This is a genomic window from Bradyrhizobium diazoefficiens USDA 110, assembly GCF_000011365.1.
Classification (GTDB): domain Bacteria; phylum Pseudomonadota; class Alphaproteobacteria; order Rhizobiales; family Xanthobacteraceae; genus Bradyrhizobium; species Bradyrhizobium diazoefficiens.
Genome location: NC_004463.1, coordinates 3,638,202 through 3,650,870 on the forward strand (window position 1 = coordinate 3,638,202; position 12,669 = coordinate 3,650,870).

At 67.2% G+C, this 12,669-nt stretch carries 13 protein-coding genes; 5 read left to right on the forward strand and 8 right to left on the reverse strand.

What is annotated here, in order from left to right:
- Positions 1-152: 152 nt before the first annotated feature.
- Entirely contained in the window at positions 153-1,520 is a 1,368-nt protein-coding gene (locus tag BJA_RS16270) for an amidase (RefSeq protein ID WP_011086065.1), read from the reverse strand.
- Positions 1,501-2,691 carry an MFS transporter gene (locus BJA_RS16275; RefSeq protein WP_011086066.1) on the reverse strand — a complete coding sequence of 397 codons (1,191 nt, stop codon included), beginning with the start codon at positions 2,689-2,691 and terminating at the stop codon, positions 1,501-1,503. Before BJA_RS16275 ends, BJA_RS16270 begins: the two co-directional genes overlap by 20 nt.
- A gap of 26 nt (positions 2,692-2,717) precedes the next feature.
- Here BJA_RS16275 and BJA_RS16280 point away from each other — a divergent pair, with 26 nt between their 5' ends.
- Positions 2,718-3,053, forward strand: a complete 336-nt coding sequence (locus tag BJA_RS16280; RefSeq protein ID WP_028172113.1) for a hydroxyisourate hydrolase — start codon at positions 2,718-2,720, stop codon at positions 3,051-3,053.
- Here the strand turns inward: BJA_RS16280 and BJA_RS16285 are convergent, their stop codons facing one another.
- Genes BJA_RS16285 through BJA_RS16300 form a run of 4 tightly spaced genes read right to left on the reverse strand, consistent with a single transcriptional unit; the run spans position 3,054 to position 6,922 of the window.
- The gene (locus BJA_RS16285; RefSeq protein WP_028172112.1) at positions 3,054-3,869 is read right to left on the reverse strand and encodes an ABC transporter permease; all 816 of its coding nucleotides are present in this window, start codon (positions 3,867-3,869) and stop codon (positions 3,054-3,056) included.
- A complete protein-coding gene (locus tag BJA_RS16290; protein WP_011086069.1) occupies positions 3,869-4,732 on the reverse strand; it encodes an ABC transporter permease in 864 nt (287 codons plus the stop codon). Before BJA_RS16290 ends, BJA_RS16285 begins: the two co-directional genes overlap by 1 nt.
- A 19-nt stretch (positions 4,733-4,751) precedes the next feature.
- Positions 4,752-5,798: an ABC transporter substrate-binding protein gene (locus tag BJA_RS16295; RefSeq protein ID WP_011086070.1), complete on the reverse strand. Its 1,047-nt coding sequence runs from the start codon at positions 5,796-5,798 to the stop codon at positions 4,752-4,754.
- A 29-nt stretch (positions 5,799-5,827) separates the two neighbouring features.
- On the reverse strand, positions 5,828-6,922 hold the full coding sequence (locus tag BJA_RS16300) for an ABC transporter ATP-binding protein (RefSeq protein WP_011086071.1): 1,095 nt from the start codon (positions 6,920-6,922) through the stop codon (positions 5,828-5,830).
- 88 nt (positions 6,923-7,010) lie between these two features.
- Here BJA_RS16300 and BJA_RS16305 point away from each other — a divergent pair, with 88 nt between their 5' ends.
- Positions 7,011-8,390: an amidase gene (locus BJA_RS16305; protein ID WP_011086072.1), complete on the forward strand. Its 1,380-nt coding sequence runs from the start codon at positions 7,011-7,013 to the stop codon at positions 8,388-8,390.
- Here the strand turns inward: BJA_RS16305 and BJA_RS16310 are convergent, their stop codons facing one another.
- Together BJA_RS16310 and BJA_RS16315 are read right to left on the reverse strand one after the other, a co-directional pair.
- Complete coding sequence (locus tag BJA_RS16310; RefSeq protein ID WP_038966024.1) at positions 8,391-9,140, reverse strand: aspartate/glutamate racemase family protein; 750 nt, start codon at positions 9,138-9,140, stop codon at positions 8,391-8,393.
- A 2-nt stretch (positions 9,141-9,142) separates the two neighbouring features.
- The gene (locus tag BJA_RS16315) at positions 9,143-9,877 is read right to left on the reverse strand and encodes a GntR family transcriptional regulator (protein WP_370163210.1); all 735 of its coding nucleotides are present in this window, start codon (positions 9,875-9,877) and stop codon (positions 9,143-9,145) included.
- A 174-nt stretch (positions 9,878-10,051) separates the two neighbouring features.
- Here BJA_RS16315 and BJA_RS16320 point away from each other — a divergent pair, with 174 nt between their 5' ends.
- The 3 genes from BJA_RS16320 to BJA_RS16330 are packed head-to-tail and all read left to right on the forward strand — an operon-like array spanning position 10,052 to position 12,667.
- Positions 10,052-11,056: an ABC transporter substrate-binding protein gene (locus tag BJA_RS16320; protein ID WP_011086075.1), complete on the forward strand. Its 1,005-nt coding sequence runs from the start codon at positions 10,052-10,054 to the stop codon at positions 11,054-11,056.
- On the forward strand, positions 11,040-11,891 hold the full coding sequence (locus BJA_RS16325; RefSeq protein WP_011086076.1) for an ABC transporter permease: 852 nt from the start codon (positions 11,040-11,042) through the stop codon (positions 11,889-11,891). Before BJA_RS16320 ends, BJA_RS16325 begins: the two co-directional genes overlap by 17 nt.
- On the forward strand, positions 11,891-12,667 hold the full coding sequence (locus BJA_RS16330) for an ABC transporter ATP-binding protein (protein WP_011086077.1): 777 nt from the start codon (positions 11,891-11,893) through the stop codon (positions 12,665-12,667). The genes BJA_RS16325 and BJA_RS16330 overlap by 1 nt, the downstream gene beginning before the upstream one ends.
- Positions 12,668-12,669 lie beyond the last annotated feature (2 nt).

Consider the following 12,669-nt stretch of genomic DNA (forward strand, 5'->3'; position numbering starts at 1 on the left):
GTCCGATCAAACAAAAAGTGCGAAAACAACCCCATGCACAGTAGCCGGTGATAGTGGAATCAACGGCTTACGCAGGCATCGGCGCGATTTGACCCGTCGGGCAAAACAGGGGTATATTGCGACTATTCCGAAATCGTCGCGATCTCGCAAAGCTACGCCTGCAACTGCGCCTCGATATGCCGCGCGGCGCGCAGCAGCGTGCGGTCCTGGCCGCGCCGGGCGATGATCTGGAGGCCGAATGGAAGCCCGCGGGCGTCGGTGCCGCAGGGAAGTGAAATCGCCGGCAGGCGGGCGTGATTGACGAACGGCGTGAACACCGCATGCGCGCGCGGGCTCGCTGCACGGCCGCCGATCATGTCGGGTCCGAGCTGGGTGAACGGCCAGGCGACGCAGGGGACTGTCGGCGTCAGCAGCAGATCGACCTCGGCGAAGAAGGCCGCGAAGGCATTGGCGATCGCGGCGCTCGCGACCAGCGCACCCGCGACGTCCGCGCCTGACCAGGACAGCCCTCGCTCGATCTGCCTGGCGATGTCAGGGTCGAAGACAGTCGGGTCCTTGCGAAAAGCGTCTCCATGGAGCGCGGCAAGGCCAGCGTGCTGAAGCGGCATGAGGGCCTCTTCCGTCGCACCCGCCGGCCAGGTGGGATCGCGCAGCGCGATGCTGAGTCCTGCGGCGGAGAGACGCGCGACTGCGGAAACGAGCCCGTTGGCGACAACGTCATCGACCGCAACGTCGAGCCCGAGCCGCGGTGAGAAGGCGATACGAAGGCCGGCGATGTCCTCGGCTTCTTGCGCAATGCCGGCTGCATCCGGATCGCGCGGATCGGCGCCGGCCATGGCTTCGAACGCCAGCGCGATATCGGCAACATCGGCGGCGATCGGCGCGATGACCGACAGGCCGAAGAACGGCTCGGCGAAACCGGGCCCATAGGGGATCGCGCCATAGGACGGCTTGAAGCCGGCGACGCCCACATGGGCCGGCGGCCTGCGGCTGGAGCCGCCCGCATCGGTGCCGATCGCGAGGGGCACGAGGCCGGCTGCGACGGCGGTGGCGGGTCCACCCGAAGAGCCGCCCGGCGTCAACGCGGGATCGAGGGGATGTCGCGTCGGGCCGTACAGCGGCGATGTCGTGACGCCCTTGCTGGCGAATTCGGAGGTTGCGCCAATGCCGACGATGACCGCGCCGGCCTTGCGCAGGCGCTCGATCGCAATTGCATCCTGTGGCGCGATGAAATCGGCGAACAGGCGCGAGCCCTGCGTGATGCGCCAGCCGCTGGCCCAGATGTTGTCCTTGACGAGGATGGGGACGCCGGCCAGCGGCATTGTCTCGCCGGCACGCAGGCGATCGTCGACCGCCGCCGCGTCGGCCAGCGTGCGTGCGGGATCGGTCGTGACCACTGCGTTCAAGGCCTTGGCGGCGTCTATGCGGCCAAGGGCGGCCTTCGCCGTGTCGACGGCGGTCATCCGCCCGGCGGTGACGGCGGCTGCGATCTCGCGCGCACTATGCGTCGGTTTTGTCATGGCCTCCCCACATCAGCGCCAATGTGCCGCAGAGGGCAAGACAGGCCAAGGCGAAGAACGCCGCGCCAAGGCCGGCCACACCGTCCAGGATCGACACCACGGCCGGCGCCGCCAGTAGGCCCGCATAGGACGCGGTCAGCACCGCGCCGGTGGTCTCGCCGATCCGGTCCTGCGGGGCGAGGCGCGCGATCTCGGCGATGAAGACGCCGTTCCAGCCCGAGGCCGTCAGGCCGAACAGCGCCGCAACTGCGAACTGCCAGTTGCGGCTGAGCGATCCGCCGTCGAGGCCGAGCAGCGCGGCGCAGAAGGCCATGCCGAGGCCGATGACGATGAGCACGGCGCGGGGGGCGTCGAGGCGCATGGCGACGTAGCCCCAGCCGAGCCGGCCGACGAGACCGCCGGCTTGCGCGCAGGCGAGCGCCATGCCGGCCTCGATATGGCCAAGACCAAGCTCGCGGGTGCCGAGCGTGACGAAGACGGTGTTGAGCGACACCTGCATCGCGCTGAACGGCATCGATGCCAGCGCCAGCATCGCGATCCGCCGGTCCGCGGTCACCAGTGCCAGCCGCGCGCGCAGATCGAGCTTTGGGGGCGGGACGAGCTTGCCGGCGTAGGCCGGCCGCAGCCACTCGAACAGCGCGATCGCGAACAGCGCCAGGGCAGCAACGGCCGCATAGCACCAGGCCGGCCCGAACGCGATGGCGATCGCGGGCAGGGCCAGCGAGCCGCAGACCGCGCCGATCTGGTTGCCGGTCTGGCGCACCGAGAAGACGAAGGCGCGGCGCTCGGCGGTCACCAGCCGCGCCAGCAGCGCTGCGCTTGCCGGCGTCTCGGGGCCCATGGCAAGGCCGAGGCAGAGGCCCGCGGCGAGCAGGGCGGCGCTCGATCCGAGCGAAGCCAGTGCCATGCTGACGACGATGGCCGCCGCGCACAGGCTCGCGATCCGCAGCGAGCCAACCCGCGCGATGAAGCCGCCGCCCCAGAACGAGGCGGGGATACCGACGGCGAACACCGCGCATGAGAACATCGAGAGCTGCCAGACCTCGATATGGGCGCGCGGCGCGACCACGCCGGGCGCGAACAAGGCGAGCGCGACCAGCGCCTGGAGCCAGGTCATCGCGCCCAGGGCTGGCAGCAGTGCTGGCCGAGCGGCGGCGTTTCCGTCTACCATGGCGGCACGCTCAGGGGAGGGACATGATGGCAGGCGGTATTTCCATTCACGCGGTCGATGTGGCGAGCGGACGGCCCGCGCAGGGGCTGCGCGTCGAGATCTGGCGGATCGATCCCGACTCCTCGCGCATCGCCGACGGGCGGCTCGGCGCCAATGGCGTGCTCGATCACCCCATAGTGCAAGGCGCCGGTGTGACGGCCGGCGAGTACGAGGTCCTGTTTCATCTCGGCGAGTTCTTTGCGGACAGCGACGGTTTTCTCACGGTGACGCCGTTCCGCTTCCGCATCAAGAACGTTGACGAGCATTTTCACCTGCCGCTGAAATTCACGCGCTGGGGGTATTCGCTGTTCCGCGGCGCCTGATCAATTCGTCAGCCGCCGCGACAGGCCCGTGACGCGCTCCATGACGGCAACCAGCGCGACGGTCGCAATGATCAGCACGCCCGACAGGGCAGCGATGGTCACATCCAGCTTGCCCTCGAGGTCTTGCCACATCCGGATCGGCAGCATGTCGGTGGCGGCGTCGCGCAGGAACAGCGACACCGGCACATTGTCGAACGACGACATGAAGGCGATGAAGGCACCCGCGATGATGCCCGGCCGGATCAGCGGCAGCACGATCCGGCGGAACGTGTAGAGCCGGCTCGCCCCCAGCACCGCCGAGCTCTCCAGCAAGGTCGGCTCGAGCTGGGCGAGCGCTGCGACCGTATTGCGCACGACGTAGGGCACGCACACCACGGTGTGGCCGATCACCAGCGTCAGGGGCGAGACCGGCAGGCCGACCAGTGAGAACAGCATCAGGGCGGCAAGCCCGAAGGCAAGCGCCGGCAGCACCAGCGGCGACATGAACAGGGAATCGAGCAGTCGTGCCGACAGCGTCCGCGAGCGCGAGATCGCAAGCGCGGCGGCAACGCCGAGGACGACGGACAGGCCCGTCGCCCACAGCGCGACGATGAGGCTGTTCTTCGCCGCGAAGTGAAGCTGCCAGGCCTCCCACAGTTCGGCGTACCAGCGCAGTGAGTAACCCGGCGGCGGGAAGCGCAGCGAGAAGCCGCTGGTGAAGGAGACGATCAGCACCACCAGCGACGGCGCGATGATGATGATCAGCGCGATGACAGCGATCACGGTCATGGCCAACTCGAAGCTGATCGCCTCCAGGGTGCGCTTGCGACCGCTCATCACGCGCCTCCATAGCCGCGCGACAGGCGGCCGAGCGTGGTGAAGACGGAGACGACCGCGAGCACGGCGAGCAGGAAGATGATCGAGATCGCGGATGCAAAGGGCCAGTTCTGCAGCGTGGAAGCCTGCTGATAAAGATACATCGGCATGAACAGCATCTGTCCGCCGCCGATCAGCGACTGGGTGATGAACGCCGTGATCGCGGCGGCATAGGTCAGCGTGCAGCCGGCGATGACGCCCGGCAAGGACAGCGGCAGCACGATCCTGAAGAAGGTGCGCCAGCTCCCGGCGCCGAGCGAGCAGGAGGCATCGTCGAGATTGGGATCGATGCGGCCGAGCGCGGTGATCAGCGGCAATGTCATCAGCGGCATCTGCACCTGCGCCAGCGCGATCACGACGCCGAACTGGGTGTAGAGCAGCTTCAAGGGCGTATTGATGATGCCGAGCGATTGCAGCGTCGCGTTGATGATGCCCTGGCGGCCGAGGATGACGATCCAGGCGAAGGTGCGGACCACGACGCTGGTCAGCAGCGGCAGCAGCACGATCAGGATGATGATGGTCTGGAGCTTTGGCCCGACCCGCTGATAGAGCCAGGCGATGGGAAAGCCGAGCACGAGGCAGACGGCCGTCACCTCCGCGCCTAGCAGCAGCGTCGAGCCGAGCACCCCGAGGCTGAAGGGATCGGTGAGGAAGTGCAGGTACTGGCCGAGCCCCCAATGGAGCCCGGCCGTGTCGTTGTGCAGCGAGAGCCAGAGCAGTTGCAGCAGCGGCGCCACGAAGAAGACCAGGAAGAACAGCGCCAGCGGCACTGCCAATCCCATCCCGTAGGAGGTCACGTCCCGTGATGCCGGTGCTGCGCCCATCGTCAGGTCCTTGGAGCTCTTAGATCTTGATCTCGCGGTTGAAGCGCTCGATCCAGGCCGAGCGCTGCTCGTTGATCTTCTTCCAGTCCTGGAACACGAACTTCTGCTTCAGCTCGGCGGTGTCCTTGGCGAGCACGCGCGCGATCTCGCCGCCCATCGTCACCTTGGAGTTGGTGGGCACGATCAGGTAGGGCGGGTTCATCAGCGTGGTCTGCACCTCGGGCGTCAGCGCGGCCTCGATCAGCTTGAAGGCGAGCTCGCGGTTGGGCGAGTTCTTGACGATATGGATCGTGGTCTTGAAGGCGATGGCGCCTTCCTTCGGGGCCACGAACTCGACCGGCACGCCGCGCGCCTTCAGGATCTGGATGGCGTTGAAATTGCCGGGTGAGATGTCGATCTGGCCTTGCTGGAACAGGGTCGCGAGCGCGCCGGGATTGGCGGCGACCGCGGCGAGATTGGGCTTCAACTCCTCCAGCGCCTTGAAGCCGGGATCGACATTGGCTTCCGAGCCGCCGCGCATCTTGGCGATCTCGACCAGCCAGCCGGTGCCGAGCGTCGAGTTGAGATTGGTGATGCCGACGCGCCCCTTGAACTCCGGCTTCCAGAGATCGGCCCAGGAGGTCGGCGGCGTCTTGACGGCTTCCGGATTGTAGGTGAGGCCGACGACCTGGAAGAACGGGGCGGGGCCCATCGGCTCCTGTGCCTCGGCGATCAGGTCCTTGTAGTAGGCGCTCTTCTCGACCGGATAGGGCTCGACCAGGTCCTGGCCGATCGCGACGAGGGCGGGGCCGGGATCATGCAGCATGACGTCGATCGGCGGATTGGCCTTGGCGGCATTGACCTTCGCGATCTGGTCGACCGAGAGCATGGGATCGAGCACGATCGCGGCGTCCGCGTTGGCTTTCCGGAACGCCGGCACCAGCACGGCCTTGTGCGCCTCCTCCCAGCTTCCGGTGAAGGTCGCGAACACCAGCGGGCGGGCCTGGGCGAAGCTCAGGCCGGGAAACGCCTTCATGGCGCCGAGTGTGAGTGCGGTCGTCATCAGGCTTCGGCGGTTCATGATCATGTGGAACTCCCTCTGGACAAGAACTGGATCTAAAGCGTTGCGGGAAAGGCGTTGGCGAGCGATGGGGCGAGCGGTGCGAGGCGCACCGCCGCGCCGTTCTCCAGCGCGCGCGTCTCGCCGATGCGCGCCTGCGAGACCTTGACGCCGGAGCCGTCGGCGGTCGTGACTTCGTGCACGACGGTGGCGCCCAGCGGCAGCGACATGCCGACCACGCCGGCAAAGCCGGTTTCGTCGCCGACGAATTGCAGATGCTCGGGCCGGATGCAGACGGTGACGCGGCCACCTTCGGCGAGCGCGCCGCCCGCGGGACGTGCGATGATCTCCGCGCCGGCATCGAGGCGGACCTTTGCGGCGGTGCGGTCCGCCGAGATCACGACACCGGGCATGCGATTGGTCGAGCCGACAAAGGTATTGACGAACAGCGTCTGCGGACGGTCGTAGACGTCGGACGGCGAGCCGAACTGCTCGAGCTTGCCATGGCTCAGCACGGCGACGCGGTCGGCCATCGACAGCGCCTCTTCCTGGTCGTGCGTCACGATCAGCGTGGTGATGCCGGAGACGCGTTGCAGCCGCTTGACCTCGATCTGCATGTCGAGCCGCAAATTCTTGTCGAGCGCGGCAAAGGGCTCGTCGAGCAGCAGGATCGACGGCTTGATCGCGAGCGCGCGGGCGAGCGCAACGCGCTGCTGCTGGCCGCCGGAGAGCTGCCGCGGCAATCGTTCTGCCATGGTCGGTAGTTGCACCAGCTCCAGCAGGCGCTGCGCCTCGCGCTGGCGGCTCGCCTTGTCGATGCCGCGCGCGGCGAGCCCGTAGGCAACGTTCTCGCTGATCGACAGGTGCGGAAACAGCGCGTAGTTCTGGAACACGATGCCGACCGCGCGGCGGTTCGGCGGCAGCGAATCGACGATGTCGTCGCCGATGATGATGCGCCCCTGCGTCTGCGCGATGAAGCCGGCGATGATCCGCAGCAGGGTGGTCTTGCCGCAGCCTGACGGACCGAGCAGGGCGATGATCTCGCCGCCCTTGATGTCGAGATTGATGTTCTCGACCGCGAGTGCGCCGCTCGGATAGCGGTGCGTGACCGCATCGACGACGAGCGAACGTCCGCTTGGCGCATCAGCCATGGTGTTGCCTCCCGTTGCTCCAGAGGAGAAAGCAAGTCTCGTGCCCGAAGCGCTCGCCTTTCGATGCGCGTTTTGGCATGGTGGGCCGATGACATCGGTTTGCGACCTCACGGCCACGGAGCTTGCGCGCGCTATCGCGAGAGGCGAGCTGTCCTCGCGTGACGCCGTCGAGGCGCACCTCGCACGGATTGCGGACCTCGATACCCGATTGGCGGCGTTCGTCACGGTCGATGCGGAGGGCGCCCGCCGTTTGGCGGAAATCTGCGATGCGGCGCCCGCGCCGATCGGACCGCTGCATGGCGTGCCGATCGGGATCAAGGACCTCACCGATACCGGCGGGCTGACCACCACCTACGGCTCGGCTTTGTTCCGCGATCACGTCCCGGCCGAGGACGAGCTCGTGGTCGCGCGGCTGCGGCGCGCCGGCGCGATCATTCTGGGAAAGACCAACACGCCGGAATTCGGCTTCGGTGCGGTCTGCACCAACCGGTTGCGCGGGCCGACGCGCAATCCCTTCGATCCCGCGCTGACCTCCGGCGGATCGTCCGGCGGCTCTGCCGTTGCGGTCGCGGCCGGCATGGTGCCGCTGGCGCACGGCACCGATTTCGGCGGCTCGGTGCGCACGCCCGCAAGCTTCTGCGACGTCGCCTCGATCCGGCCGACGCCCGGCCGCATCCCGTCGCCGCGCCGCCCGCTCGGCTGGGATATGCTGGCCAGCCACGGCTTCCTCGCCCGCGGCGTCGACGATCTCGCGCTTGCGCTGTCGGTATGCGCGGGAAGCGACGCGCACGATCCGCTCTCGGCCCGCGTAGTCAGTGACGATCGAGCGATCGCAGGACGTCCCCGGATCGCCGTCACGCCTGACTTCGGCGTCGCGCCGGTTGCACGCGAGGTTCGTGCGCGTTTCGCAGCGGCTTGCGAGGCGCTCGCGCGCGTGGCCAATGTTGTGCCGTCCTCGCCCGATTGCGGCGGCGCGATCGAGACGTTTCGTACGTTGCGCGCCGCGCACATCGCCAATAGCTATGGCGATCTTTTGAAGACGCGTCGCGCCGAGCTCACGCCCACCGTGATCTGGAATATCGAGGCGGGCGCAAAACTCTCCGCCGAGGACTATCTCACCGCCGAGCGCCGCCGTACGGCGATCTACCGCAGCTTTCGCGAGCTGTTCACGCGCGCCGATTTCCTGGTCGCGCCGGCGGCATCGGTCTTGCCCTGGCCGAACGAGATCAGCGACGTCACCGCGATCGACGGCGCCGCGCTGGAGACGCCGATCGACTATCTCGCTGTCACCTTCATCGTGTCGCTGGTCGGGTTTCCGGTCCTGACCTTGCCGGCACCCAGGGATGTGAACGAGCTGCCGTTCGGCATCCAGATCATCGCGCCGCCCGGCGGCGAATCCCGCTTGTTTGCCTTCGGCCGTGCCATCGAGAACGAATTGGGGTTTTCGCATCGCCGGCCGCCTCTCTGATCAGCTGTCGCGATGCTCGAGCCGGGCGGCGAGCGCCTCGGCAAGACCGATGGTCGGCTTGGCGGCGGGCCGGCGGAACGTGCCCGCCGTTGCCTTGCGCAGGCGCAGCGCATGAAGCGCTTCGGCCTGCTTCACTGAGGCGACGACTTGATCGACGACGGGGACGGGAATCCGGTCGGCCACGCGTTCGGCGAGGCCCGAGAGCGGCGCGCCCGCAAAAATCAGCACGTCGGCGTCATCCTCGACGATGGCGCGCTGGGCGAGATCGACCAGCACATCCTCCTTCTCGGTGCCGACCTCGGAGATCGCCTGGAACGGCGTGTCGAGCATGCGGATGCCGGCGCAGCGCTCCCATAGCCCGTGGGCGCGGACGCATTCCTCGTACCAGGGGCCCAACGCCTGCGCGAAGGTGACGATGGCGAAGCGGCGGCCGGCCATGCAAGCCGTCAGCATCGCGGCTTCCGCCATGCCGACCACGGGAATGTCGAAGGTTTCGCGCGCCGCGAACAGGCCGGGATCGCCGAAGGCGGCGATGATCGCGGCATCGACGTTCCGGTGCTGCTCGGCCAGCATCTCCAGCGCAATGGCGCCGCCGATCTGCGCCTCGGTCCGCGTCGCGATATAGGGCACGCCGCGGGTCGCGGTGCAGGGGATCAGCTCGGTGCCTGATGAGGCCGCGCGCTGCCCGACCCCCATCATCAGGTGCGTGACTTCGGTGCTGGTGTTCGGATTGAGCAGCAGCAGCTTCATGGTCACGCCGCCGTCTGCTTGGCTTGAGAGGCGGCGATCACTTCGAGCAGGGCAGTGCCGGTGCGCCGGACATGGGCGCCGAGCAGGCGGCCGGCCGCTTCGCTGTCGCGCGCCTCGAGCGCTGCCAGGATATCGGCGTGCTCGTCGACCGAATTGCTCCAGCGGCTGTTAGCGCCGAGCGCGAGGTAACGCGCGCGTTCGGCGCGGGAGATCAGCGTCTCGTGCGCCTCGCGCAGCGGCGTGTTGCGCGCCATGCGGACGATGGTGTTGTGGATCTCGCCGTTGATGGCGAAGTAATCGTCGAGCTTGCCGTTGCGGTGATGACCCTCCATGCGGGTCTGAAGCGTGCGCAGGCGGGCGAGATCGCGCTCGGTGGCGCGCTCCGCGGCAAGCTCGGCGGCCAGCCGTTCGATTCCGGACAGCGCCTCGAACAGCTCCGAGATGCCGTCGACCGCGATGTCGGCGATGCGCGGGCTTCGATTGGGGCGTAGCTCGATCAACCCTTCGGCCGCCAGCACCTTCATCGCCTCGCGCAACGGCGTGCGCGACACGCCCAGCTCCTTCGACAGCCTGGTCTCCTGGGTCTGCGATCCCGGCGGCAGCTCGCCGCGGATGATCATCGTCCGCATCCGCGCGGCGGCGCGCTCATGCAGGCCCATCCGCTTGAGTTTGGGCGACTTTCGTCCCTTCGGCGCTTCCGATTTCTGCTGCACGCGTGCCTCACTGCTTCCGCTCATCTTAGCCGTTTCCAGCCCTTTGACTTGCCCAAAATACCGACGCATCTCGCTGAAAACAATGGCACAACGCGCAAATTGTATGCAGCATGCAGAATCCCCGTTGCGCTGCCGCAAAGGCCGACCGATGATCTCTGGTGACGCGCGAGACCTCGCGCCTTCGAAACGGAGTGAGCGATGCGGACGAGTTTGCGATGGGGCCTCGTGGTGATGGCGGCGATGTTCGGTGGCAGCGATCTCGCCTCCGCGCAGACAGCCAAGATCAAGCTCGGTTACGCCAAATGCGCGCACTGCCTGCCGATGTCGCTGATTGCAGGCATGGCGAAGGGTGTCGAGGTCGAGGCCACCGGCTTCAACTCGGGCAATGACGTGCTCACCGCGCTGGTGTCGAAGAGCATCGACGTCGCGCAGGTCACTTACCTCCACTACATCACCGCGCTCGACAAAGGCTTCGACGTCGTCGCCGTGTCCGGCCAGATCAATGGCGGCTCGGAATGCCTCTCCTCCGCGAAGCTGAACCTGCCGCCTGAGGATTGGACCACTTTCAAGACGACCGCTCTGAAGGCGAAGAGCGACGGTCAGCCGCTCAAGGTCGCGGCGTCCCGCGGCAATGCGCAGGACATCCACATGCGCGGCGCGTTCCTGAAGCAGGGCGTCGATCCCAACAAGGACATCCAGTTCATCAACATTCCCAACCCGTCGGACCATCTCGCGGCGCTCCAGCGCGGCGAGGTCGACATGATCTGCTCGGTCGAGCCGTTTGCCTCGCAGATCCGGCTCGCCGGCGCCGGCAAGCACTTCGTGCTGCCCTACGACCAGGCCGCGGGGAATCTCACCAACCTGATCGTCACCCGTTCCGACGTGATCGCGAGCCAGCGCGCCGGCGTCCAGGGCGTCGTCAGCGCCGTGGTCGAGCTCGACAACAAGCTGATCGCCGACAAGGGGCCGTGGATCGAGGTCATCAACAAGCTCACCGGCCTCGACAAGACGGTCGCGACCGAGGCGCTGAAGAACGCTTCGCCAGATCCCGCGATCCATCGTTCGCAGACGCTCGCGATCGCCGCGATGATGCGCGACCTCAAATACATTGCGAAGGACGTCTCCGCGGAAGCGGAGAAGAACATGGACTATTCGTTCCTGGAGCAGGCCACGGGAAAAGCCAAGAATGACCTCGGTTATTGATGCCGCGCCGGTCAAGCCGGCGTTCCGGCTGACACGGGCGTTCCAGGGGCTCGAACGCGTCGTCGTCCCCGCGCTGCTGATCGCGGGCTGGGAAGCCTTTGCCCGCAGCGGCATGCTGCCGCCGGCGCTGCTACCGGCGCCGAGCGCGGTGCTGCATGCGCTCGGCGACTGGGTGTTCGGCTTCGACGAGACCACGCAGACCTATTCGGGGCACTGGCTGCGCGATGCGCTCGCCAGCGCTCTTCGCGTCTTCGGCGGCTTTGCGCTGGCAAGCGCGCTCGGCATTCTCGCTGGCGTCGCGATCGGCTGGTCGCGCCTGTTCGAGAAGACGCTGGAGCCGACGCTGCAGATGCTGCGGCCGATCCCGCCGGTGTCCTGGATTCCGCTGGCGATCATCTGGTTCGGCATCGCCGACAAGCCCGCGATCTTTCTCGTCTTCCTCGGCGCCTTCTTTCCCGTGCTGATGAACAGCATTCACGGGGTGAAGACCGTGGACCACAATCTCGTGCGTGCCGGCGCGATGATGGGCGCAAGCCAGCGGCAGATGTTGACCGATATCGTGCTGCCGGCGGCGCTGCCCTCGATCTTCGCAGGCCTGCGCATCGCGGTCGGCTCGGCCTGGATGCTAACGGTCACCGCCGAGATGGTGGCGGTGAAGAGCGGCCTCGGCTACGTCCTGTGGGATTCCTACTACTTCCTGCGCTACGACATCGTGCTTGCCGCGATGATCTCGATCGGGCTGCTAGGCTATCTCTCCGACCTCGGCCTCAAGGCGATCATGGCGCGCACGCTGCGCTGGCAGCAGACGACCACCGTGCAGGGCAGGGCAGGCTGATGGCGGCAATCGAGCTTCGCAACATCGTCAAGGTATTCTCCGACAAGCGGCGCGGCCGCGATCTCCTGACGCTGGACAACATCAATCTCGACATCGAGGCCAATGACTTCGTCTGCCTGCTCGGCCCGTCCGGCTGCGGCAAGTCAACCTTGCTCAACATCATCGCCGGCTTCGAGCAGGCGACGAGCGGCCGCACGCTGGTCGGCGGCAAGCAGGTGGAGCGGCCCGGCTCGGACCGCGGCGTGGTGTTCCAGCAGCCGACCCTGATGCCGTGGCTGACGGCGATCGACAACATTGCGTTCCATCTCAAGCTCAAGGGCGTCGGCAAGGCCGAACGGCACCACCGCGCCATGGAGTTCATCGATCTCGTCGGCCTGCGCGGCTTCGAGCACCATCATCCCTCCGAGATGTCCGGCGGCATGAACCAGCGGGTCGGGATCGCCCGCGCGCTGCTGATGAACCCGAGCGTCATCCTGATGGACGAGCCGTTCGCGGCGCTCGACGCCCAGACCAAGCTCGAAATGCAGGAGGAACTGGTCGCGATCTGGCAGAAGCGCCGCTGCACCATCGTGTTCGTCACCCACAGCGTCGACGAGGCGCTGGTGCTCGGCAACAAGATCGTGGTGATGACCAAGCGGCCGGGGCGGATCCGCGAGGCCGTCAATTTCGACCTGCCGCGTCCGCGCGACATCACCAGCCCCGAATTCAACGACGCCAAGCGCCACATCCTGGCTCTGATCCGGGAGGAGTCGACGCGCCTCGCGCAGGCGTCGTAGAG